The sequence below is a fragment of the Mucilaginibacter sp. P4_E8 genome (genome assembly GCF_056401495.1).
Window position 1 is genome coordinate 76,069 of sequence record NZ_JBFUJG010000013.1, and the last position, 24,756, is coordinate 100,824.

Annotated in this window: 14 protein-coding genes; 4 read left to right on the forward strand and 10 right to left on the reverse strand. The window is 41.3% G+C overall.

From position 1 onward, the window contains the following. Window positions 1-52 precede the first annotated feature (52 nt). The 3 genes from AC1DRQ_RS08270 to AC1DRQ_RS08280 are packed head-to-tail and all read left to right on the forward strand — an operon-like array spanning window position 53 to window position 2,464. Window positions 53-1,000: a LysR family transcriptional regulator gene (locus AC1DRQ_RS08270; protein WP_429394883.1), complete on the forward strand. Its 948-nt coding sequence runs from the start codon at window positions 53-55 to the stop codon at window positions 998-1,000. Further along, complete coding sequence (locus tag AC1DRQ_RS08275) at window positions 933-2,201, forward strand: family 8 glycosyl hydrolase (RefSeq protein WP_477423542.1); 1,269 nt, start codon at window positions 933-935, stop codon at window positions 2,199-2,201. The genes AC1DRQ_RS08270 and AC1DRQ_RS08275 overlap by 68 nt, the downstream gene beginning before the upstream one ends. A 41-nt stretch (window positions 2,202-2,242) precedes the next feature. Further along, complete coding sequence (locus AC1DRQ_RS08280) at window positions 2,243-2,464, forward strand: hypothetical protein (RefSeq protein ID WP_429394879.1); 222 nt, start codon at window positions 2,243-2,245, stop codon at window positions 2,462-2,464. On the opposite strand, the gene AC1DRQ_RS08285 is transcribed toward AC1DRQ_RS08280, so the two are convergent. The 9 genes from AC1DRQ_RS08285 to bglX all read right to left on the reverse strand — a co-directional run bounded on the left by AC1DRQ_RS08285 (window position 2,448) and on the right by bglX (window position 23,410). Then, entirely contained in the window at window positions 2,448-3,761 is a 1,314-nt protein-coding gene (locus tag AC1DRQ_RS08285; protein ID WP_477423543.1) for a flavin monoamine oxidase family protein, read from the reverse strand. The two genes, AC1DRQ_RS08280 and AC1DRQ_RS08285, sit on opposite strands and share 17 nt — an antisense overlap. A gap of 165 nt (window positions 3,762-3,926) precedes the next feature. Next, window positions 3,927-6,719, reverse strand: coding sequence for a glycoside hydrolase family 2 protein (locus AC1DRQ_RS08290; protein WP_477423545.1), 2,793 nt, complete (start codon window positions 6,717-6,719; stop codon window positions 3,927-3,929). Window positions 6,720-6,890: 171 nt separating this feature from the next. After that, window positions 6,891-8,447 (reverse strand): FG-GAP-like repeat-containing protein, encoded by a 1,557-nt coding sequence (locus tag AC1DRQ_RS08295; RefSeq protein WP_477423546.1) that lies wholly within the window; start codon window positions 8,445-8,447, stop codon window positions 6,891-6,893. A gap of 46 nt (window positions 8,448-8,493) precedes the next feature. Next, window positions 8,494-10,053, reverse strand: a complete 1,560-nt coding sequence (locus AC1DRQ_RS08300) for an FG-GAP repeat domain-containing protein (RefSeq protein WP_477423547.1) — start codon at window positions 10,051-10,053, stop codon at window positions 8,494-8,496. Window positions 10,054-10,069: 16 nt separating this feature from the next. Continuing rightward, window positions 10,070-11,389 (reverse strand): vanadium-dependent haloperoxidase, encoded by a 1,320-nt coding sequence (locus AC1DRQ_RS08305; protein ID WP_477423548.1) that lies wholly within the window; start codon window positions 11,387-11,389, stop codon window positions 10,070-10,072. 11 nt (window positions 11,390-11,400) lie between these two features. Further along, the gene (locus AC1DRQ_RS08310; protein WP_477423550.1) at window positions 11,401-15,021 is read right to left on the reverse strand and encodes a VCBS repeat-containing protein; all 3,621 of its coding nucleotides are present in this window, start codon (window positions 15,019-15,021) and stop codon (window positions 11,401-11,403) included. A gap of 85 nt (window positions 15,022-15,106) precedes the next feature. Then, window positions 15,107-16,918 (reverse strand): RagB/SusD family nutrient uptake outer membrane protein, encoded by a 1,812-nt coding sequence (locus AC1DRQ_RS08315; RefSeq protein ID WP_477423551.1) that lies wholly within the window; start codon window positions 16,916-16,918, stop codon window positions 15,107-15,109. A 26-nt stretch (window positions 16,919-16,944) separates the two neighbouring features. Next, window positions 16,945-20,223, reverse strand: coding sequence for a SusC/RagA family TonB-linked outer membrane protein (locus AC1DRQ_RS08320; RefSeq protein ID WP_477423552.1), 3,279 nt, complete (start codon window positions 20,221-20,223; stop codon window positions 16,945-16,947). An 871-nt stretch (window positions 20,224-21,094) separates the two neighbouring features. Next, on the reverse strand, window positions 21,095-23,410 hold the full coding sequence (bglX, locus tag AC1DRQ_RS08325) for a beta-glucosidase BglX (RefSeq protein WP_477423554.1): 2,316 nt from the start codon (window positions 23,408-23,410) through the stop codon (window positions 21,095-21,097). A 201-nt stretch (window positions 23,411-23,611) separates the two neighbouring features. Here bglX and AC1DRQ_RS08330 point away from each other — a divergent pair, with 201 nt between their 5' ends. Further along, window positions 23,612-24,373, forward strand: a complete 762-nt coding sequence (locus AC1DRQ_RS08330) for an NUDIX hydrolase (protein ID WP_477423555.1) — start codon at window positions 23,612-23,614, stop codon at window positions 24,371-24,373. Between the two features lie 21 nt (window positions 24,374-24,394). On the opposite strand, the gene AC1DRQ_RS08335 is transcribed toward AC1DRQ_RS08330, so the two are convergent. Beyond that, window positions 24,395-24,631, reverse strand: a complete 237-nt coding sequence (locus AC1DRQ_RS08335) for a hypothetical protein (protein ID WP_429394855.1) — start codon at window positions 24,629-24,631, stop codon at window positions 24,395-24,397. Window positions 24,632-24,756 lie beyond the last annotated feature (125 nt).

The following is a 24,756-nucleotide window of genomic DNA, read 5'->3' on the forward strand; positions in this document are numbered from 1 at the left end:
ACATTATGAAAAAAATGAATTAAATTTGTTACAATCATTAGCAAAACTAATAATGAATATAGCTCTTCATCATTTTCGTTTGGTTGATACCATATCAAAAGAAGGAACATTAACTAAAGCAGCTACGGCACTGCACCTTACACAATCGGCCCTTAGTCACCAGTTAAAGGAGCTTGAAAAGGAGTTAGATATCGAAGTTTTTCATCGCCAGGGTAAAAAATTACATTTGTCTGAGATTGGTTACCGTTTTTTGCGGAGTTCTGAAAAAATAATTGCTGAGATCAGAGGCATGGAAGAAGATATTAATAATTATAAGAACGGCAAAACTGGTAAACTCAATATCAGCATGCAATGTTATACCGCCTACCACTGGTTGCCCGGGGTAATTAAAACCTTTAAAAGCCAATGGCCCGATATTAATATCAACATCGTATCTGACGCCACCCGCCGCCCGCTGGAATACCTGATGCGCGGCGACCTTGACCTGGGTATAGTGCGCACCCAAATGGTAAATACAAAAATAAATTATGAACCAATTTTTGAAGACAGACTGAATGCCATTCTTCCGGCAGATCATCCGCTTGCTCAAAAAGAGGTGATAGACATTTGCGATTTTAGGGACCAGGACCTGATATTGGCTCTTTATGACCCCTCCTACCAGGATACACCGCTTATTGAAACCCTGATACAGGAACAGCACGTAAAACCTAAAACACTAAATCGCATACATTATACCGATGCCACTATTGAAATGGTGAATGCCGGACTGGGTATAAGCGTAATGGCCGACTGGATTGTAAGACCATACCTGGCTAACAGGAATATTGTAGCCAAACCCCTGCACCATAGCGTTGCCAAAAGAACATGGTATGCAGCAACCTGTAAGGATACGCCAGTTATACAAAATTTTTTATCATGCCTTAAATTGTATTTTGCTGAAAATCAAATGTGCATGGAGCAGGAAAGCTTTGAAGAACTACGGGAACTACAAGTGGTTTAATTACCTGCTGCTTTTGCTTTTTATAAGCGGGCAGGTTAATGCACAAGTGGCGTTAAAGCCGTTTCCACAGCATAGTATATATGCCGCCGGCGCTATAAAACCCAGTCATTTGCCGCAACAGCAACTGGATAAACAGGTGTGTACTTTTTATGACCAATGGAAAACACGCTATGTAAAGCCCGGTTGTAATAAGGAGCAATACTACATTTGGTTTGAAAAAAAAGGCAAGGAATGCGTTTCTGAAGGTCAGGGTTATGGTATGATGATCACGGTACTAATGGCCGGTTATGATAAGGCCGCCAAAACTACTTTTGATGGTCTGTACAATTATTACAAAGCACATCCGGCTAAAACATCCCCCTACCTAATGGCATGGGCGCAAGGTAAAAACTGCAAGGATCTTGACCGCAGCACCGCTACCGATGGTGATATGGATATTGCTTACTCGCTGTTGCTGGCCGCTAAGCAATGGGACAATAAGGGCAGTATCAATTACCTGCAGGAAGCTCTCAATATGATTGCCGCCATCATGCAGCATGAAATAAACCCTAAAACATACGCTGTTTTGCTAAGTGATGCCATTGAGCATGATAGCAAAGATTATTTTGACATGCGCTCGTCAGACTTTATGCCCGCCCATTTTAAGGCTTTTGAAAATGTTTTACAAAACGGAAAATGGCAAAAAACGATCAACAGCAATTACCAGCTTTTTAGCCTGATGCAAAATAAATATAGTCCAGACGCAGGTATAATATCCGACTTTATCAGGGGCATCAATAAAAACCCACGACCAGCACAGCCCAATTACCTGGAATCGCCTTATGATGGTTATTATAATTACAATGCCTGTCGTGTGCCCTGGCGTATAGCAAGCGATTATTTACTATATGGTGATAAGCGCGCAAAAGTGATGGTTGATAAAATAAACCGCTGGATCCGCGAAACTACTGATGGCAATCCGGACAATATTTCGGCGGGATACACACTGGCCGGTAATGATATTAAAGGCAGATATTTTGAAGCGCTGAGCTTTATAGCCCCCTTCACCGTATCGGCAATGGTTGACAAAAGTAACCAGCCCTGGCTCAATAAACTATGGGATTACCTGGTGGCTTTTAAGCTTAAGGATTATGATTATTATGATAACAGCATTAAGATGCTGGATATGATCATCGTATCAGGAAATCACTGGAAGCCATAATATCAGTCTGTTTGTTACTGATAAATTAGTTAAATTTGATTATGCTTACTGTACAAGTAAAATTATCGATAGAAGATATCATAGGTTCTTTACCCAATCTGGAACTAAACGAAGTGGAAAAACTTCAAAGTGCCCTTGCCGATCTAAAAAATGAAATAGCTCTTCAACAAGCGATTAAAGAAGGATTAGAAGACATTAAACACGGAAGAACAACACCTCATGATGTTGTCATGAATGAAATAAAGTCTAAGTACAACTATTGATAAGTAATTTAGCCACATTTTTTCCACTGGTTAAAGCTGCTTCAACCGTACCCATCGCAGCGCCTTCATAAAGATATTCTCCTGTGAAAAATATGGTGTTATCAACCGGAGTATTAAGTATTCCGCGGGCGCTGGGGGCATCCACCGTATCATAAGCATAAGAACCGCGGCTGAAGGATTTGGCTGTCCAGTTAACCACATGCCATGATTTAATTCGCACTTTCAGCGCATCTATACTAAATTTAAAGATATTGGCAACCGACTGCAGACCCTGCACCAATATTTCATCATCACTCAGATCTTTTTTAGCTTCGGCATCCGGGCCACCAATCCAACCGGTAAATATGGTTGAGCGATTAGGAAATTGTGTCCACCAGGTAGGTATATCTTCCTCCGAGAACAGGTAACCCATACTTTTAAGGCTTTTACCCGCCATTGCTTCAGTTTGCTTATTTTCCCAAAAAGCTTCATCAAACTCCAGCACTATTTTTATCACAGCGCCAAAACCCATTTGTTGTATGGCTTCCTGATGCGTTTTAATTGGCGGATGAAATGTTATGCCGCCCTTTTCCCCGCCTCCTGCCTGTAAAACCCCAAGCGGCATAGCCAGTATTATTTTCCCCGCGTGATACGTTATACCATCGGCTGTAATAACATTAACCTTATCCGGTTCCCAGTAAATATCTTTTGCAATGGCGTTTAAATATATTTCGCCGCCATTGACTTTGCATTCGTTTGCCAGGTAGTTCATCAATCTGCAATATCCACCCTCAATGCGGTGCTGGGCATTTTCATCCTCGTTTTGCCATTCCTTGCGCAGGGCAAAGCAACTGGCTTTTTGGGGGTCGGCGGTATCATAGCCAGATACAAATTGTCTTACAGATGCCCTCAATTCTTTGTATTTATCGCCGGGAAATTCTTTTAGCATAAATCCGTTGATATTTGTATCCTGCTTCAATTTGTTTAGCTTATCTATCAACAGGTCCCAATGTTCAATAAAATATTCGTTGGTGGTAAATTTGCCCTGATCATACCTGTACATTGATGCTGATGCCGGGTTGTATTTAATACCTGCTTCGTTCAACAAGCCAAGTGTAACAGGCAGATCGCCATGTACAAACTCGGCACCCAGCTCTATATGTTTTGAAGATGCACCTTCATGATGCGTATGTATACGGCCGCCAATACGATCCTGTGCCTCCAGTACAATTACTTTTTTACCTGCATTAGCCAATTCATACGCAGCCGTCAACCCCGCCGCGCCAGCCCCTATTATCAATATATCGGCAGTGTTCATAGCATTTTATTTTACAAAGTAAAGTTAGGTTTTGTGTTGACGGATGTGGAGATAATTTTTGTTATACCGGGCAGTGTAAAATCGCGCAGCTAAAATACGAGGATGTGTAGACTTACGAAGTTTTAAAAACTTCGTAAGTCTTCTTTTATAATCTTAATCGCAGTTTTACTTAGCCGGCAATATAATTACTTGTTTATCCAGGTTCCAGCCTTCTAATAGCACAGTTGGTGTTTGGTTGCCTAATTTGGCCACTGGCGCACTTACCGATACGATTGTACTTTCGTGCGGAGCCAGTGAAAAATAATTACCCGTCCAGTAGCTTGGCATTACCTCTTCAGTGTTCCTCATGAGTTGCGGGCGAACAAAAAATGCCAGTTGGCCGGAGTTATTGGTAAATTGAATGGTCCACTTGTTTTCGCTTGTACCTTTCTCTGTTTTTAAGACCTTAGCCTGCACCTGCGCGTGTTTCATATCATTTAATGATGTAAAATCGTCATTGGCCGATAGCCAGTAAACATTGTGCGACACTGTTTTGCCGGCTCCATTTTTCAGGTTAAGCACCACAAAACTAACACCCTGTGTACCCGTCAGTATATCTTTTAACTGAATAACTTCCTGTGTGCCGGTTGTAACCAGGCCCACATGTTCAGCTTTTGCTGATTTGATCAGTTTACTGTTGATATCAAAAACATCGGCAGTAGCAATGAGGCTACCGGTGGCATGGTGCGTACGGTTAATAATAGCTACGGATGAGTTATCATAGTTATACTGGATATGTACAGGTTCACAGGCATTTTGCATGGCATAGTAACCCGCATTAGGTTCCAGGTACCAGTCATATATTTGCCATATTACGCTGGGCAGGGCCGCGTTAAGTTTCCAGAGCATTACGCCACCTGTTTCATTAAGTTTATGCCCATCGGCCTCAAAAATGCCCTGGTAGCCTATGGCGTTCATGAGCTGCATCTTGTCCGAAAAATTGACGATGCTGTTTGGCTTGCCATACCTTTTTACCATTTCGTCATAATATTTATCATACTTACCCGCGCCGGTAGCTGCATCATGGTATCCCCAGGTATTGTTAAGGGGGAAGGGCAGTGTGGTATCCCAAACCAGGTTGGGTATTATTTTAGGCAAGGTGGTATAGGGCGGCTGCGATGGCAGTCCGGTTTCATCTTTAAACACCCAATCTTTGCCTGCATTAGCCAGCTTATAGTAATCTTTGGGATCTTTCCACTCATAAGGGCCGCCGCTGTAAACACCAGATGGCATATCATCGGGCCATGAGCCTTTCCAACCTGCAGGCAATTTGGCAAAACCGGATGAACTTGGGATGAACGGTCTTGTACCATCCAGTGTGATGATATCATTACGCATCACATCATATAATTCCTTTCGGGCATGCCCTTCATTACCCCCTGTCCACACCAACAAGCTGGGATGGTTACGGACACGGTAAATGGTACTTTCTATGTTTTTTATAAATACATTTCCTTCCAGCGGCCAATCGGGTGAGCCTTTAAACTCTCCCTGTGTATCGCCGGTGATCCAGAAGTCCGACCATACCATTTGCCCATATTTGTCGGCGGCATTCCAAAAAGCATCGGGTGGTGTAATTCCCCCACCCCAAATGCGTACCAGGTTCACGTTGGCATTACGACAAAGGTGCAGTTCATAATCATAACGGGCCGAATCGCGGTTTACCAACATATCGGGTACCCAGGCGCCGCCTACCAGGTGCACCCGTTTACCATTTACATAAAAATCACGGCGAACAAAACTGTTTACATCAGTTGCCTTTGACGACACCGTGCGAATGCCGAAAACAAAAGTAGTATCATCACTAATACCCTTACCATCGGCATATTGCAAACTGATGCGGTAAAGGTTTGCCCTGCCATAACCATTTGGCCACCATAGCTTAGGCTGCTTAATTAACAGCTGGCTAATCTTATCCGCGTTTAACTCTACCGCTTTAGCCGAATTTGCAGCTACCGCAATAGCCTGGGTAAACTGAACAGGCAGCCCGGCAAAGTTCTCCGGTTTTATGCTGATGCTGAGCTTACCATTACTTGCAGTCGGAGTATTGTTTGATAGCGTTAGGTTTAAGGATAGTTTGGCTATACTGGTATCGGGCAGGTTAGGTAAATTGGTTACCAGCTTTGGCCTGCCTATAGTTACGGCGCCTGTTGTACGCAAAAAAACAGGTTGCCAAATACCCATGTTACGGTCGCGCACGGGTGGTATCCAATCCCAACCGGCTAAGCAAAGCATGGTAACGTTTTTACCAATATCACCCGTTGGACCGCCGTTTTCATAAAACGGACCTAAAGCTTTTAATTGTTCTTTTGCTGGATAACCCGGATAATCGAGGGGATATATTTTTACGGCCAGCGCGTTATCCCCGCCGGCGTTAATAGCGCCGCTAACATCAAGGTTGTGCTCGGCAAACATGCCTGCCATTTGGGTACTATCGGCAATCTGCTTTCCGTTGAGCCAAACAGCAGCGCGATAATTTATACCCTTAAATATGAGTTGAAAGCTACGGCCTTTATCGCCGGCTGGTACTTTGAATGTTGTACGGTACCAGTATGGTTTTTTCCAGGGATTAGGGTCATTGGGCAAATGACTGTACTGCTCCAGGTTGTACTCCTTGTTAAACTGATCAGATGCATCGGGGATCAGCATATTATTTAAACCCTGATATGGATCGGGATAAATATGATTAGCTACCAAACCGGTAAGCACTGTTGAGGGAACTTTTACCGGGAACCAATAAACCGGCGAATGGTATTGTGTGGTTGATAGTTCGGCCCCGGCAGCACTAATCAGTGCAGAGGATTGCAGATCGAAATTACTTAACTTAACCTGTTTTACCGGTACCGATTGTGCAAATACACCAGCAGGCAGTATGCATATGGCAAAAACACCTAAAGCAGCATGAATAGTTTTTTTCATCAAAAATAGTTTTAGAAATATGCCCACCGTAAGCGATTGATCAGCATAAAAATGCAGGATGCTTGCGGTGGCTCAAGAGCAATAAATAACAACCCAAAACTAACTAACCTACAGCAAGTTAATAATGTACTTATTTATCATTTCATTATACTATTGCTGCTTAATGCGCTTTTACAGCCTCTTTTTTAGGGTATTGTGAAGCATGATCAAGGGTTCGTACAGATCCCAGTTGGGTTCAACATCTTTTTGGATCATAAGCCCCTTTGCCCCTGCCGAAAAATTACCCAGGATAATATCCATATTACCATCATGGTCAATGTCGTTCACATCCATTGATATCCAGCGGCCATACCTGCTAATGGGGATCTCATGAACTTTAAACTTACCGGGGCTGGTTTGTTCATGATAAGTAAAGCCTTCTTCAGGATGATATTTAAAATCAGGGAAGAAGGCGATAACGGCTATATCCAGATCGCCATCATGATCAAAATCGGTAGCTACAGCTTTTGAGCAGCCATTAATATGATAAAAATAGGTTTGTTTAAATTTCCAGTTACCCTGGTTTGTAAAAATATATACCCCATGATAAGGCTTAAGCACTGGCGAAAAATCATTATTATCTCCGCAGGTATATAAAATATCCAACTGGCCATCGTGGTTAATATCAATTAACTGAAAACTGCTTGAACCATATACTGATGGAAAGCGAAGCAGGTTTTGAGTGCTAAAACCGCCTTTTTTATCATTTAAAAACAGCCAAACCCCTTCATCGGCCTGGGCAAATAAGCAGGCAATATCCGGCCAGCCATCGTGGTTAAAATCGCCGGTGTATACCTGGGTGGCACCAGGTATGGCCCTTATTACTTTTCGTTTAAACTGATGATTGGCTTGCTGCTGCACCAGGTATAAGCCCCCCTGATTATGCCCAAAGCCGCAAGATACATAGTCCATCAGGCCATCCTTGTTAAAATCGGCGTAGGTACTTTTTACCGGGCGCGGCAGGCTATCTGTAATTACTTTGGTGTTGTTGTTTGTTGATTTGCTGCTCAAGCTAATATTTATCAATTGGCCCTTAAGCTCTTCATTGGGTGGTAATATTCCTACGCAGGTTAAAACAGCGCCATTAGGCTCAGATCCGGTTTTAAAAAAAACGGCATCGGTAACGGGTGAGCGAAGTTGCTTAACCAATGCAGGCTGCAAGTTGCTGTTCCATTTGTATAGTTTACTGCCTACATCACCGGTATAAATATAATTATCGTTGGGGTTATAAGCAACCATGCTTGTCATAGCCTGCAGCCCTTTATGATCAACATGTTGGGGTTGTTTAAGGCTGAATATGGCCCAATCCTTTACAGCATTAGGTTTGGGCATAAGCAGTTTTTTAGGAGATACCGTTTTATACCAGGTTAAAATCTTATACCAATCATTTTTAGATATGGTTGTTGTTGACGATACCAGGTAACTACCCATAAAACTCTTAAATCCAAATTTGGGAGCCATTGCCGGCATAACGCCTGTTTCCCAGGTATAACTATCCAGCAATGACGGATCAGGTAGTTGATGGCAGCTTGAACAATGCACGGCTGCCAATTTTTTACCCTGGGCTAAATATTCTTCATTACTTATGGTATTACTTTTATTACCGCAACTGTTCAGTGTGGCAACTGCAAGCGTCAAAACCATTAATATGCCTAACTTATTTACCGGCAACCTGTAGTTTTTAATCATGTACACATTTCCATTTTGCAAACACAGCAGGGTGCAGCTTTTATATTTATTTTTTGATATGATTTTCGAGCACTATTAAAGGCAAGCTTTTATCCCATGTTGGTTTAAAACCAGGTATGAACATAAAACCGCTGGAATAATTGCCTAATATAATGTCAGGCTTACCATCATTGTTCTGATCGGCTACATCCATGCACATCCAACGGCCATACTGGCTTACTGGAATGGCATGTGGCTTAAAATCAAAGGGGTTGTTCTGTTCAAAATAAATAAACTCCTCTTCCGGGGTATTCTTCATATCGGCAAAAAAGGCTATTGTAGCAATATCCAGATCGCCGTCGCCATCAAAATCAACAGCTACAGCTTTTGTACAGCCGTTAATTGGATAAAACCAACGTTGTTTAAAGTTCCAATTGCCGGTATTGGTATAAATGTATAAGCCATGATAAGGTTTTATCCTTCGAGAGTCTTTATAATTATAACCACAGGTATATATCAGATCGGGATTACCATCATGGTCCATATCAGCCAGCTGAAAACTGGTAGATCCGTATACCGGCGGGAAACGTAACAGGTTCTTTGTGGTAAAACCACCATTGTGATCGTTTAAAAATTGCCACAGGCCTTCATCGGCACTGCCTATCAACACCATTACATCGGGCCAGCCATCTTTATTAAAATCGCCGGTTACGGCTTGTACTGCACCTGGTTTATTAAAAATAGTTTCCTGTGTATACGAATGATCACGATTTTGTTTTAGCAGGAAAACCCCGCCTTTAAGTTTACCCTGCCCGCAAACCACCATATCGGCAAGGCCATCTTTATTAAAATCGGCAAATACGGTTTGCTGCGGCCGTGGCAAATCAGATGCCACAAATGTTTGGTCGTTATTTAACTCTTTGGCATCAAGGTTAACTTTTACCACTTTGCCATTAGGAAAATCAGCAAGCTCCAAACGGCCAACACATGAAAAGTATCCCGCATTATTACCGGCAGTATCTTTGGCAAAACCCACATTTATTGCTGGCGATGGTAAGGTACCCAATGAATCTGGCTTTAAATTACTATCCCAGCCCAGCAGTTTCGCATTCGTAAAGTCGGCACTATATAGCTTATGTGTATACGGATTAACTGCCACCATGGTGGTAAAACTTGTATAGTTTACTGGCGCTGGTTTTTTTAAGGTAAATCCGGCCCAATCAGCCAACAAAGGGGTGGGCTTTTTGGCTGCCACGATGGTATCCGGAGCGGCTTTTTTATAATATTCAACTATGGTGAGCCACTCTTGTAAGGTTGCACCGGTAGTATCAGCCACATTTCTTTTAAAATAAGTAGGTCCGTAAAGTGATATATGCATATAACTGGCCATGTAGGGCAGCACATGCCTTTCCCAAACATCTTTACTCAGGGCATTTACCGGTACAAGAGCATGGCAGCGCGTACACTTTAACTGTGCAAGATTTTGTCCGTCAACCAAAACATTACCGGTTAATTTATAGGGTTCACTGGTTTTTCGTTTACAACCGTTCATGAGCGTTATGCCCGATAATAACACGGTGAACAGTAATAGATAAGATGTAATTAAGTAATTCTTCTTAAAACTCATAAGGATAGAAAGCCTGTTATTTCTTTAGTTTTAGTTTTTTCCAAATGTATTCGCCCACTTGACGACCCTGCACTGCTCCCTGATCAACACTGTTGCGATAATGAATACCGCCATAAAACCTGCTGATGGAGGTTTCGTCTGATGCCTTTAAAAAAGAATCGAAATGGCGTTGCATACCTATGTACCGCAAATCGCTGGTATCCTGGTAAGCAAAGTTATCGCCAAACAAATGGGTTAGTACAACAGCCGACGCACCGCTGATGTCGCTATGCCCGCTTGGATACTCAGGAAAAGGCGGGGTTTGCAGCATAGGCAGCCAGTCGTGGTCAATTTTATCATTAATAACTGTTACCGGTCTTATATAATTCAGATCGTATTTTACCTGCCAGCCGCAAATAAATGCATCAAAAAGCGCTATTGATGTAAGGGCATAAGCCTGAGCGGTTTTTACCACATCGGCATGAGTTTGTTTACAGGCAATAGCTGTAATACCTATCCAGTGACCGCCAGGTGTAATTTTTTTATTGGCAAACATCATGTGTCCGTTGTGCTGAATTACAAAAGGGTTATCATCCCAAAACCGCGCGATATCCTTTTGCTCCTGGGTAAGGTTTTTACTCTGCTCATAAACTTCTACATTTTGCTTAAAATAGGCGCTGTTCTTATCTTCGCTGAAAGGTGGCGGAGGGGGCAGCGGAAAATTAGTTGAAGTATCAACAGCAAAAGTATGCATGGTGCCCCAACAAAATTCCACACCATCCAAATAATCGGGTGGTGTAGGATGCCATTGCCCAGGGCCGTCGTTACCCAAAAAACGAGGTTTGCCACGCGTTTGGGGATAATTATCCGTAGCGCTGCGTTTTAATACATATTTGCCAATTTGTTCACCAAACGCAACAGAACGCGCATAGGTTGAATCGTCGAGATTATCCTTGTAACTGGCAAATACCTTGTCTTCGTACTTTTTAAGTGTATCAACCGAAAAGGTGATCTTATGGGCTACTGTAAAAAATGCTTTGGTAGCTGCCAGGGTATAATTATAAGTTTTGTTTTTTTGTGGCTTGGGTGGCTCACCAAACCCCTTCAACTGCGCTGTAATTGAATTATAATCAGGGTTGGCATAACGTACCGCTTCATAGGCTGCCAATGCGGTGTAACCATAAATACGGGCGGCTACGGGCGGCGTAAACACATCATATATAATTACCTGGGTTAACTGGTCAATATTTTGGTGTATCACATCGGCATCATTCATTAAAGCTGCCTTTTTTTTATGCCCGCAACTAAAAATCAAAAAAATACCCGCAACGGCTATAAATATTTTAAAGCATCTCATATATCAAATGATTAATTAAGCTGTATATTTCTTTGGTGGCCATAGCTATCAGTTATGGTTACTGATGCCATATTGTTTTCAATATTAAAAAATCTGCCCGACTGTGACAAGAAAGAACTACCATTATAAAATTCCTGCCTGGTTGTTTTACCATTTTTATATTTTATAGTAGCATAGGCATCCAGCGGTTGCAGATTGACTGTTTTAATCTGTCTTTTTAATTCAAATAATTTCATTGCATCCCTGTTTTGGGTAGCAGCCAACAGATAATTACCTTTTGCGCCTTTTAATTTAACCAAAGCCTTTCCATTACCCGGGATGTAAAGCCCCCCTTGTAACAAGCTCAGTGGTTTAAATCCGCCTTTGCCATCGCCTTTAAGTATTAAACCATTAAAAGCATCGTAACGGCCGGTTGTAACCTCGGTACCATAATCATTACCGTTTATGGCCACATCAAGGTTGCCATCGCCATCAAAATCATCAACAGTAATGCCGCATAGCTCAGATACCTGTGCTTCAACAGGTAAGGGTATAGCGGTAAACTTACCATTGCCATCATTACGCAGATAACAGGATTGCAGGTAATTTGCCTTTAATCTTACTGCCCCTTTACGCATTTCCGGGGTTATTACGGAGTCCATTGTTGCTATAGCAAATGATTTGTAATTCTGATATCTGACGCGCATACTGATCATTTGTTTTATGATATCATCACGTCCCTGGGCCGGAAATTCCTGCATCACTCCCTCCTGATCTTTGAGGAAAACCGAGGGGAAAGCATCATAACTGCCATTATTATCAAAATCTTTAGCGGTAATATATATCGGATACTGTTCTGTGGCTTTGTAAAAAGTGTTCAAGCCTGTATTACCAACTATATAATCAATATCGCCATCATGGTCAAAATCGCCGGCGGCAATGGTATTCCACCAGCCCAGCTTATTTTCAACGCCGGTATTATTGGTCACGTTTTTAAAGGTGCCTTTATCATTTTCAAGAAAAGTGATAGGCATCCACTCGCCGGTAAGTATCAGATCGGGCCAGCCATCATTATTAAAATCAGTAAATGTGGCATCACACACCAGGCCAACATCTTTTAACGCTTTAGCCGCAGTTGCCGACACATCGGTAAACTTAATTACCCCGTTTTTACTGTCATTACGTAAAACAAAGCTCGAAACCGGTTTAGGATAATTCCAGGGGTCAACACGACCTGAAACAAACAAGTCAAGCTTACCATCCCGGTTAAAATCTGCAGCCTTAACACATAATTTACTGGTGAGGTTTTTAGGCAAGGCATCTGGTTGTAGTTTAAAGTTGCCTTTACCGTCATTTATATACAGCCTGTCCTGGTAATTTGACGATCCTGGTTCACTTTCAAATCCGCCGCTGGCTATATACAGGTCCGGGTGGCCATCGCCATCGGCATCAAACAATAATATCCCCTCATCTTTAACCCTTACCTTGGGCGCCAGATAGTCATTATGCGCCGAGGCCGCGTTGGCGGTTAACGGAACTTCATGTGCCTGTGGTAACAGGTCGCGTTGTATAAATTTACCACTTGCCTGCTGCAATAATACCTGAGCAGGATATTGGGTTGTACCGCCAATTACCATATCATCAAAGCCATTGCCATCAACATCGCCAACAGCTATGGCCGGGGCATATTCTGATAATTTATGAGGTATTAGTTTTTGAATGTTAAAATCAACATAATCCCTATCCTGATGTTTATAGGTAATGCCTGCCGATCTTGTTATCTCCCTAAACAATGACGCCTTGTTAATTACAGGCTGAGTAAAATTATAGTTCTCCTTAGCATCGGCAATGTTTACTTTAAGGGTTTGATTAGCTTTTACATTGCGCAGGGTCTGTTTCTTCCCATTGTCCCACCTGATCACCACCGAATCGAGGCTGGTTACTTTGCCCAACCCAAAATGTGCTATATTTTGTATGGATGATAAATACCCCCGGTAAGGTGTATTTTCATACACCTGCTGTTTGCCATGGTCATAATAAATATTGGCCCAGGCACCAATACCATCAAGATTTTGCCCGTTGCCATGAAATTGTATATGTAAATAATTATTATTGTTCTTATTCTTTTCCCTTGCGGTATTTTTGTATATAAATGCTTCATCATCAATATTGTTGATGATCATGTCCATAGTACCATCATTGTCAAGATCGGCATAAGCAGCACCATTTGAAAACGATGGAATACCAAGTCCCCAGGTTTTAGTTACATCTTCAAACTGTAACCCATTGGTATTTTTAAATGCATAATTAGGTATTTTTACAATAGGTATCTGATCAAGCACCTGTTGTGTTGATGCCACCGAATAAGCTTGTTGCCTGAACATAATAAAATCATGATCGGTTACATCGCGCGGATAGCCATTGGTTATTATAATATCGCGATATCCGTCATTATCAAAATCGGTGATCATTGGGCCCCAACTCCAATCAGTTTGACCTACACCACTTAAAAAAGCGGTTTCGCTAAAGGTTGGGTCGCCGATGGAATCGTTTTGCCCCAGGCGCGGCCCCTGGTTAATTTGTAAAGTATTGCGTGTGTATTGATATTGGTATTTATAGCGATCAAAGTTTTGATAGATCTGATAATTATTTGATGGCATGAACATTTTTTTCCGGTAATTATCCTCGGGATTCATATCCACCTCAAATACATCAGCCAGTCCGTCATTATTCACATCTTCAAAATCCTGCCCCATTGAACTAAATGCGGTATGCTTAAAATACTCCTGTGCCCTATCAGTAAAAGTACCATCGTGATTGTTGATGTACAATATATTGCTTGGCAAAAAATCATTGGTTACATAAATATCTTTCCAGCCATCTTTGTTGATATCAACAATGCTGGCGGCATGGCCATATCCTTCAATAGTGATGCCTGCCTGTTTTGATACATTCGTGAATACGGCATGTTTTAATCTCTGATCCCAGTCATTACGGTAAAGCCTGCCGGTACTGCGGTGGCTGCCATCTGTTATTATTGGCCTGAATGTACTTTGATTATCGCTTGCTACAGCCTCGTTAACTGTGAGGTACATATCCAGATCGCCATCATTATCATAATCAAAAAAAGATGCCATGGTAGAGTGAACATTAATATCTAAACCATAGTCCTTAGCCATTTCTTTAAAACGGGGTACTCCGTCCTTACCTACGCCCTGGTTAACATACAGTAAGTTTGTTCTTTTAACAGAATCGTCTAATAAAGTATTACATACATAAATATCAGGTAAACCATCACTGTTAATATCAACAATGGCAACTCCGCGGCCCCAGCCCCCTTTACCACCCACACCAGCCTTTGTAGTTACATCTTCAAACTTCATATCGCCCTTGTTAAGATATAACCTATTGGGCACGGCATTGCCAATAAAATAAATATCCTGCAGGCCATCATTATTAAAATCCCCTACGCCCACACCGCCACCGTTATAAATATTAAGCATGGTGAGTGGATTTACCTTTGCGTTTTCGACTATAGTATTACTAAAAGTTACCCCTGAGTGCGAAGACGGTATCTTTTCAAAAAGGGTTGTTTTTTTGCAGGCCGATAACACACATGCAAACAAGCAAATATAGGGGAGTAAGTACTTCATTAATTTAAACAGTAGGCTATAAAAAAGGTGGAGATAAATATCTCCACCTAAAATTACACTTTTATAAATTTATAACAGATTTTAATTAATAACCATTGTTTTGTACCAATATAGCTTTACCACCCAATGATTTTGATAAATCTATTTGTGAGCCAGGAATTGGATAGTATTCATTTTTATTTGGAGAGAAATGAGCTCCTTGTAATTGTGAATTTATCCTTATATCGTAGGTAAAGAAAGCATTAATTGCTGCAGCCATGCTACCATCGCTTGTTAATTTACCAGGAAGGCCTGCCGAAGCACCATCGTAGCGTTGCAGATCAAAGAAACGCATACCTTCCATACCAAATTCAAGTTTCCTTTCAAACCTAACTGCTTTGCGGGCGTAAGTTTTATCGCCAAATGAACCGGCAGGATAAGGGCTTACTTTATACTTATCAGCGGGAGTTGCATTTATAGCATAGGTTGAAGATCCCGGAGCATAGGTTGAATTTTTGTAAACCCATCCTTTTACATTAGCAGCACGGGCCCTAACTAAATTAACATCCGTTTCAGCAGCAGCAGGGCTTCCCACCTCAATTTCAACCTCGGCAGCCATTAACAAGATATCAGAATAACGCATCAGGTTAATGTTGTTTGATACCAGCTGAACGTTGTTCCACACACCTGGGGTAACATCTGAGTTTGAACCTCTCTCAGACAGTGAATAAACGTTTTTACGTGGATTAAAAACACCATTTGTAGCATCACGTATCCAGTTTGGTTTTGGATTTCCCCAGTCAAGATAAGGAACATTTGGACGGCCAACAGTAATATCCAAACGAGGGTCAACATTACCACTCCACGGAGTAGCACCGTTGCTCACATCCTGACCTACTGTATTGTATGTATCCAATAATGGCAGTCCGTTAGCATCTGTTTTAAATGAGTTACCCAATGTTTGCGATGGGTTAAACCATCCGCAGCAGCCACCGGGGGCACCATCGCCATAAGGGAAATTCAAATCATCTCCGGCGTTACCGTTTTGACCATTGGCACCATCATTTACAGAACTTTGTGCAGCAAATACTGACTCGGCACTGTTTTTCTGCGCAGCCTCAGGGCTAAAGTTTTGCTGAAACACTTCATTAAGGGCGTATTTTTGGCCACGGGTAGTAACACCGTTTGCTATTAAATCGCGCAATATAGGTAAGGCTTCGGTAAACTTATGCTCACACATGTATGTTTTTGCTAAATAAGCTTGTGCAGCCCATTTATTAGCACGACCCGCCTGCAGCTGTGTGGCAGGCATGTCTGCCATAGCGGCTTTAAAATCAGCTTCAATCTTAGGATAAATTTCTGCTGTATTAGGTACGTTGGTATCAGTTGTTGTTTCATCAACATAAGGTACCTGTCCAAAAGTTCTCCTTAGCTCCAGGTAATAGAAAGCACGCAAGAACTTTGCTTCCGCAGCTAATACTTTTGCCTGATCAGCAGGAAGGTCTTTTGCCAACGGTATAGTACGCAATACGTCGTTTGACCTTGCAACACCATCAAATAATACTGTATACCTGTTTTGAATGTAAACATTAAAGGTATTTGCAGTAAAGTTTCCAACCGGCAAAGCATCCTGGCCACCATCTGATGGCTGTGAACCTTTGTACGCGTCACCACCGGCAACGCTACCAAACATCCAGTTTGAGCCTGAGGCGTTTGAACCACCGCCAATACCTCCTACACCATCTAACAAGGAGTAGGCACCTATTAGTATCCCATTTACACCGGCTGCATTTGAAAGCGTAGTCGGACTTAAATTTCCTATGGGGTTTTGATCTAAAAGGTTCTTTTTACAACTATATGCTAAGCATAGCGCCACTAAGACCAGGGGAACTATGACTTTTAAATGTATTTTTTTCATAATTTTTTTGCTAAAAACATTAAACATTAAAACGTTGCCTGAAGACCTACGCTATATCTCTTTTCGTTCGCCGGGTAGTTACCAAAGTCAATACCGAAACTGGTGTTATCACCGGCCGCATTATTATTAAGTGTTGAGTTTGGTAATTCCGGATCTAAACCTGTGTATTTTGTAATGGTGAACAAGTTGTTCCCTAATACAAAAATCCTGATTTTGGAGATACCGATCTTGTTTAATTTTGCAGCTGGAATGGTGTAGCCTATTTGTAATGATTTTAACCTCAGGTATGAGCCGTTTTCAATATATGACGAGTTGAAAGCGCCGGTATTACCTATACTTGCTGCTCTGGTTAAAATTGGTATAGTAGCATTGCTGTTATCAGCACCTGCATGCCATGAATCTGTTATGATGTTAGCACTTACGTTGCCATCAAATACAGCAGGGAAGTTAGTCCAGTATTTAACATAGTTAACTACTTTGTTGCCATACACGCCATATAGGAATGCACTCAGATCGAAACCTTTATAATTTGCGCTCAGGTTAAAACCACCAGTAAATTTAGGGTTTGGATTACCGATAAATGTACGGTCAGACAAATCTATCTTACCATCGCCGTTAACATCTCTTATTTTAAATAAACCTGGTTTGGCGTCTGAATATTTAGGACCTGCATCAACCTCGGCCTGAGTTTGGTATAAGCCATCTACCTGTAAGCCGTAAAATTCGCCCACTGCCTGACCTGGCTGTAACCTTACAAAGTTTTGCAAGCGGGTTGAACCACCGCTGTTAACATCTAAATAAGGCTGGCCTGAATTTAATGCTTTAACTAAGTTACTGTAATGGCTAAAATTAATACCTAAGGTATATTTAAAATCGCTGATGCTGCCATGATAGTTTACATTGATATCATAACCATTGTTACGTAAATCACCGGCATTAACATAAGGAGGATTTGGAACACCCGCAGGAGCAAGCAATTGTGATTTGAATAACAAGCCTGTTACTGTTTTTCTGTAATACTCAAATGAAATATCGAGAGAGTTGTTCAGGATAGTCGCGTCAAAACCAACGTTTAACACCTTATCTGTTTCCCAGGTAGTTTCTTTATTACCTTTTTGGGTAAGTGAAGAACCTAAGTTAGCAGTATTACCTTTTCCTTCAATATCATAATATTGAGTACCCGGGCCTGCAGTATATAAATCGAACGCGTTATATGGTTGGGTTTGTACACCACTTAGTGATCCTAATGATCCGTAACCACCACGGAATTTCAAGTCATTCAACCAGCTTACACCTTTCAGGAAATCTTCCTGTGAGGCTCTCCAACCAGCTGTTACTGAAGGGAACGTTCCGTAACGACGGCCGGGAGCAAAGAATGATGAACCATCACGTCTGATAGTAGCGGTTATCAAATACTTATCTGCAAATGCATAGTTTAACTGAGCAAAGTATGATTGCAGTGTATTGGAAGTAAGCGCACGGTTAACGCTGTTATTGGTATTTTGCACACCAGCAGGTGATCCTGTATCCAGGTTAATATAGTCAGGATCAAGCGATGCGCTGTAATTACCCCGGCTACCTTGTACCTGACGGGTGTAATTACTGGTATTTTCCTGACCTAATAACAAGTTAATGCTATGTTTACCAAATAGTTGGTTATACTTCAACGTATTGGTCCAGGTATAAAACGATCCGTAACCGGCAACCTCGGTGTATGAATTTGCACCGGTATTACCTTCAGCATTTTCGTATGGCGTAGGGTTAAAGAAGCGGTTGTAAGTATTTTGAAGGCGTCCACCAAATTGAGTGCGCAGTGTTAGGTGTTTCAGGAAGTCAACCTCGCCAAAAACATTACCGATTACTTCCCAATCCTGGTTGTTTCCTCTAAGCTTGCTGTTAGCCAGGTTACGCTGAACAATAGCATAAGGGTTTGAGGAGTTACTTAAACCTGGTGATCTTGAACCGGCATAATTACCTTTAATATCAAAAACCGGGATTATAGGTGGTTCACGATATATGTACGAAACCGGGTTACCTTCGTTTTGGTTATTGATCTGTGGGTTGTTCTTGTTAAAGAAGTATATATTTTCACCCACACGAACATGGTCGGCAATGTTAAAAGCGGTATTAGCCCTTATAGAGTACCTTTTTTCAAAGGTTCCGATCAATGTACCTTGCTGGTTAAGATAAGCCACTGACATTAAATAAGTGCTTTTATCACTACCGCCACTTGCTGTAACACTGTGTGATTGCAGGGTAGCAGGCTTAAATACTTCATGGAACCAATCGGTACCCTGCTTGTTTGCCAAAGTTACCTGGTTACCAACACCGGTTTGAGGATTAAGCGTATAATCAGCAAGGGTTGTACCCGGATCGCCAATACGAGCACCAGCTGGTGAAATAAAATCAGGGATGGTATAAGTACCTGTTCCTTTAGGGTCAAATTGCTTGTTAACGTTTCCGTTAATACCACCGCCTATTTTACCATCATTTCTGTATGATTCAAATTCGGCCTGCATGTAGGTTTTGGTATCAGCCAGTTTGAATCCGTCAGATAGCGGTCTTGTAGTACCATAAAGGCCATCATAAGTGATTTGAGCTTTACCGGCTTTACCTTTTTTGGTGGTTATTACAATTACACCATTAGAAGCACGCACACCGTAAATTGATGCAGAACCCGCATCTTTCAATACCTGGATTGATTCGATATCGTTTACGTTGATATCATCCATTGCACCTGGGCTACCATCAATAATTACCAATGGAGCGGTACTAAAGATTGAACCGATACCACGAATGTTAACCGCGGAAGCTCCGCCTGGTGAACCTGAATTAGTAACGGTAACACCAGCAGCCTGTCCTTGTAACAAGGAAGTACTGTTACCTGCAGGTACCGACTTTAACGTCGTTACGTTAACAACAGCTACCGAACCGGTGATGTCCTTTTTACGTTGAGAACCGTAACCAGTAACAACAACTTCGTTCAATGCATTATTGCCCGCCTGTAGCGTGATCCTCAGATTGGCATCAGTACCTACCTGTATTTCGGTAGTTTGATAACCGATATAAGAAACCACCAGTGTGTTGCCCGGGCTTAGGCTTAGCGTAAATTCGCCGTTAACATCTGTTACAGCGCCTGTAGTAGTACCTTTGATACGTATTGACGCACCAACTACGGGTAATTTGTCATCGCTTCCGATAACCTTCCCCTTGTACTTTGTTTGGGCTGTAACTACCAATGAAGAGATCAGGCAGCATAATAGCACACCCAGAAACCTTCCTTTTAGGAGTAAACTTTTAAACATGAGATTGAGATTTAGTTGATTAATATATTTGATTTAAGATTTTAAGTCGATAACTGGTATTTTAAGTTTACAATGGACAATAAAGTATTTCAGGATAAGCAGTTTGCGGGACGCAAAAAAAATGACATTGCTGCTTTGGTTACGCAGCCTTTTAAAACTTGAAGACTTGAAAAAGAATGAATGTAAAAGTTTTATCATATGATCTTCTCGTAATAAATTTTTAACCTCCCCCCTGCTTCACCCGCTTTTTTAAATGCCCGCCTGATGAGCGAACATTAAAACTTAAATGTTATAATAATATTAGATTCTGTATAATTCCGGTTGTTCCAGAAATTTATATTGGCTATGGAACTAATGTAACGAGAGTGTACTGTTTACACAAGTGAAAAATGCAGATTTGCAAATTAATTATTGGTAAATCATTATAGCAGCCAAACATTACAAATTGCAGGTGTTTTATTAGTAAAATATTAACAAATGTGCCTTTTTTATAAAAATATAGCAATGTAAAAATATTGATACTAATGATAATGCATCCTAAAAAGTTGAAAACAAGCTATAATAATGAATGWAAGGAACTCAAAACCCTCTATTTTTTTTGTCATTAAGCACATTAAATTTTTGTACCCGCAATGCTCCTTTAGTGTTAAAATATCATTACAATCTGTCAATAATGTCATTACAACATTTATTATTTTCAATTATTTATAACTGTAATACAAACATTTATAAATAATATCTTAAAATAATAAATGTTTACTTTACAATTATTAATTCCATACTTTAAGCATAAAAAATGCACCAGCTAATAAAAGAGCACCGGTATTGTAAATACCGGTGCTCTTTTATTAGCTCAACAATTAGTTACTAATTATTTATCCCATTGCACTGATGCACTGTGCGTATCACTGGAGTTAGTACCAATTTGTACAATGAACTTACCCGGTTCCCAGTCATATTTAAGCTGGGTATTGTAAAATTTCAATTCTTCTGGAGTAATGTTAAAGGATACTTCTTTTTGTTCGCCTGGTTGCAGGTTTATCTTTTTAAAGTTCTTTAATTCTTTTACCGAGCGGCTGATACTGGCCACCGGATCGCTGATGTATAGCTGTACCACTTCTTCACCTGCATATTTACCGGTATTGGTTACCGTAACAGTTGCTGTAAGTGTTTCAGTACCTTTAAGCTTTGTTTTATTGAGCTTAACATCGCTGTAACCAAAAGTTGTATAGCTTAAGCCATATCCAAATGGATAAAGCGGATCATTCGATATATCAAGGTAATTTGATTTGAACTTTGACGGCCCTTTACCATCATATGGTCTGCCGGTGTTTTTGTGATTGTAGTAAATTGGTATTTGCCCTACACTGCGCGGAAAGGTGGCAGTTATTTTACCGGCGGGATTATAGTCGCCAAACAATACATCGGCTATGGCATTACCGGCCTCGGTGCCAGGCGCCCAAACATCTAATATGGCGCTGGCATGTCCATCTTCCCAGGTTAAGGTAAGCGGCCGGCCGTTAAACAATACTATAACCAATGGTTTACCTGTTTTAGCCAGCGCCTTCAGCATGTTTTTCTGACTTTCAGGAATATCAATATCCGCCCTGCTTGATGATTCGCCCGACATGCTTTGCGATTCGCCTACTACAGCTACAATCACATCTGATTTTTTAGCGGCTTCAACAGCTTCGTTCAATAGTTCATCAGCTGGTTTCTTATCAACAGTTACCATTTGCTGGCCAAAAAAGTTAAGCCTTTGTATAAATGAGCTGTCTTCGGTAATATTGGCACCTTTGGCATAATTAATAGTAACCCCGTTACCTACCAGGTTTTTAATACCCTGCATTACACTGATTGATTTTTCCCAGTCGCCGGCAACAACCCAGGTACCCAGCATATCGCGCTGGTTATTGGCCAATGGCCCTACCAATGCAATTGAACCCGTTTTTTTAAGCGGCAAAGTTTGCGCGCTGTTTTTTAGCAATACAAATGAATGTTTGGATATATTTCTGGCCTCGCTACGGTTTTCTGGTGTTAATACATCTTTTGTTTCCCTGGTGGCATCTATTGATTTATAGGGATTATCAAAAAGGCCCAATTTATACTTAGCTTCCAGCACCCGGCGGCAAGCCAGGTCAATTTCCTGTTTGGTTACTTTGCCTTCTGCAAGTGATTTTTTTAAGGTGGTTAAAAATCCTTCGCCTACCATATCCATATCAAGCCCTGCTTTTAAAGCCAATGCCGATACCATTTGCAGATCGCCAAGCCCATGGGCCTCCATTTCGTTAACAGCTGTATAATCTGATACTACAAAACCTTTAAAACCCCATTGCTTGCGCAGCACATCGGTTAGCAGCCATTGGTTACCTGTTGCAGGCACACCATCAATAGTATTAAACGAGCTCATGAAACTACCCGCACCTGCATCAACAGCGGCCCGGTAAGGCGGCAGGTAATCCTGATACATTTTAATACGGCTCATATCAACCGTATTATATTCACGACCGGCCTCGGCGCCGCCATATAAGGCAAAGTGTTTTACGCAAGCCATTACCGCATCGGCATTTTTCATGCTGCTGCCCTGGTAACCTTGAATCATTGCTTTAGCCACCTGCGACCCGTACCACGGGTCCTCGCCCGATCCTTCTGAGATACGGCCCCAGCGTGCATCACGGGCAATATCAACCATTGGCGAGTAAACCCAGTTAAGCCCTTCGGCAGTAGCCTCTTTTGCTGCAATTTGTGCCGATCGTTTGATCAGGCCCATATCCCAGGAAGCTGATAGCCCTAACGGAATAGGAAAAATAGTACGGTGCCCATGTATCACATCAAGGCCAAAAATAAGCGGGATATGTAATCTTGTACTTTTTGTTGCCAGGTCCTGCACTTCTTTTACTTTATCGGCGCCCCAAATACCAAACACGCCGCCAATGGCGCCTTTTTTAATTTTATCTTCAACTCCTTTATTTACTACCGAGCCCGTTGTAGCTGCACCTATGGTTACCAGGTTAAGTTGCCCTATTTTCTCGTCAATGGTCATTTTGTTTATCAGACCAGTAACAAAAACATTCATTTTGGTATCTTCCGTTTTGGTTTGGGCCAGTACCTTATTAAAAGGCAGCAATACAACAACACAAAGCGGAATAACCCTGTTAATAATTCGGGTTGAAAAATACTTTTTCATTTTTTTAATTTAGGTATAACGGAAATTGGATAAACAAATATGGGTATAATAAAAGCTAAGTAACTGTATGTTACCAACTTATTTTACTAAAAATTTAATGATTATAACTGGCTAAAACAAACAACAAAACCATGGTGTATAAAGTACACAATTGTAATTATTATAATTAAATAATCAAAGTATTTTTGTACAATAGCACAAATGTTAACTAAAGAACAACTTATTGAATTCAGCGATGATGCCCGCAAAAACTACCTCGATCATGTTTCTATTGATTGTGTGGTTTTTGGTTTTCATGAAGGGCAAATGAAAGTGCTGCTGTTAAACCCCCATAATGAAGAACGGTGGTTACTGCCAGGCGGCTTTGTATTAAAGCAGGAGCCTATTGAAATGGCCGCCAATCGCATATTAAAAGAACGTACCGGGCTTGATAAGATATTTTTACAGCAATTTCATGTTTTTGGCGATCCTGATCGCGCGAAATTCCACAGCGACCTCTATAAAGATATGGTGCCCGATCATGAAAACTGGTTTTCAAACCGCTTTTTATCAATAGGTTATTATGCGCTGGTTGATTTTTTTGATGTCACCCCCCAACCCGATCAGTTTTCGGATTCATGTACCTGGCGAGATCTGGATGATATGCCCGAACTACTGCTTGATCATGAACAGATATTTAAAGCCGCTTTAGATGCCCTTCGCCTGCAGCTAAACTACCAGCCTATAGGTTATAACCTGATGCCAAGAGAATTTACCATGCCCGAGCTGCAAAAACTGTATGAAACCATATTGGGTAAAAAGCTTGACAGGCGTAACTTTCAGCGCCGTGTACTGGGTTTTGGAATACTAAACCGTGCCGAGCAGCCACGCAAAGGCGGCGCGCATAAAGCCCCTTACCTATACTCTTTTGATCTGGAAAATTACAAAAATGCTTTAACCGAAGGTTTTAAAGGCGGTTGGTAGTTGCAAATAAATAAAGATACTTTATTCAACTATGTACTCCAGTTTTACCTGTATGTGAAGGTCTTCGTTCATTTTGGCAAACTGCCGGGGATTGCGTGTAAAATCGGCATCGGTATCCATGTACATATTAATTATTTTAACCTCTTCGGGGTTTTTATCGGTACCTATGTTATATGTAAGGCCTTCACCACTCTCCAGGCTTTGTTTTAATTCCAGGTATTGCTTGCCTGTTATCATGATCATTTTTTCTGCAGTCATTGGTTTATTTTAGTTGTTTAGTATAGTTATTCAGGCTTCGGGGCTTTTCAATTATTAATGTGTTAAAATCACTTATTTGCCAGGTTTGCGTTCCTGTTTATCCTGTTTACTATATTTACCCCAAA

What these genes read in the sequence shown, in the direction of transcription:
- AC1DRQ_RS08310 (WP_477423550.1), bottom strand. Translation starts at nt 15,021, where the DNA reads ATGAAGTACTTACTCCCCTATATTTGCTTGTTTGCATGTGTGTTATCG.
- AC1DRQ_RS08320 (WP_477423552.1), bottom strand. Translation starts at nt 20,223, where the DNA reads ATGTTTAAAAGTTTACTCCTAAAAGGAAGGTTTCTGGGTGTGCTATTA.
- bglX (WP_477423554.1), bottom strand. Translation starts at nt 23,410, where the DNA reads ATGAAAAAGTATTTTTCAACCCGAATTATTAACAGGGTTATTCCGCTT.
- AC1DRQ_RS08315 (WP_477423551.1), bottom strand. Translation starts at nt 16,918, where the DNA reads ATGAAAAAAATACATTTAAAAGTCATAGTTCCCCTGGTCTTAGTGGCG.
- AC1DRQ_RS08300 (WP_477423547.1), bottom strand. Translation starts at nt 10,053, where the DNA reads ATGAGTTTTAAGAAGAATTACTTAATTACATCTTATCTATTACTGTTC.
- AC1DRQ_RS08290 (WP_477423545.1), bottom strand. Translation starts at nt 6,719, where the DNA reads ATGAAAAAAACTATTCATGCTGCTTTAGGTGTTTTTGCCATATGCATA.
- AC1DRQ_RS08330 (WP_477423555.1), top strand. Translation starts at nt 23,612, where the DNA reads ATGTTAACTAAAGAACAACTTATTGAATTCAGCGATGATGCCCGCAAA.
- AC1DRQ_RS08335 (WP_429394855.1), bottom strand. Translation starts at nt 24,631, where the DNA reads ATGACTGCAGAAAAAATGATCATGATAACAGGCAAGCAATACCTGGAA.
- AC1DRQ_RS08305 (WP_477423548.1), bottom strand. Translation starts at nt 11,389, where the DNA reads ATGAGATGCTTTAAAATATTTATAGCCGTTGCGGGTATTTTTTTGATT.
- AC1DRQ_RS08280 (WP_429394879.1), top strand. Translation starts at nt 2,243, where the DNA reads ATGCTTACTGTACAAGTAAAATTATCGATAGAAGATATCATAGGTTCT.
- AC1DRQ_RS08270 (WP_429394883.1), top strand. Translation starts at nt 53, where the DNA reads ATGAATATAGCTCTTCATCATTTTCGTTTGGTTGATACCATATCAAAA.
- AC1DRQ_RS08285 (WP_477423543.1), bottom strand. Translation starts at nt 3,761, where the DNA reads ATGAACACTGCCGATATATTGATAATAGGGGCTGGCGCGGCGGGGTTG.
- AC1DRQ_RS08295 (WP_477423546.1), bottom strand. Translation starts at nt 8,447, where the DNA reads ATGATTAAAAACTACAGGTTGCCGGTAAATAAGTTAGGCATATTAATG.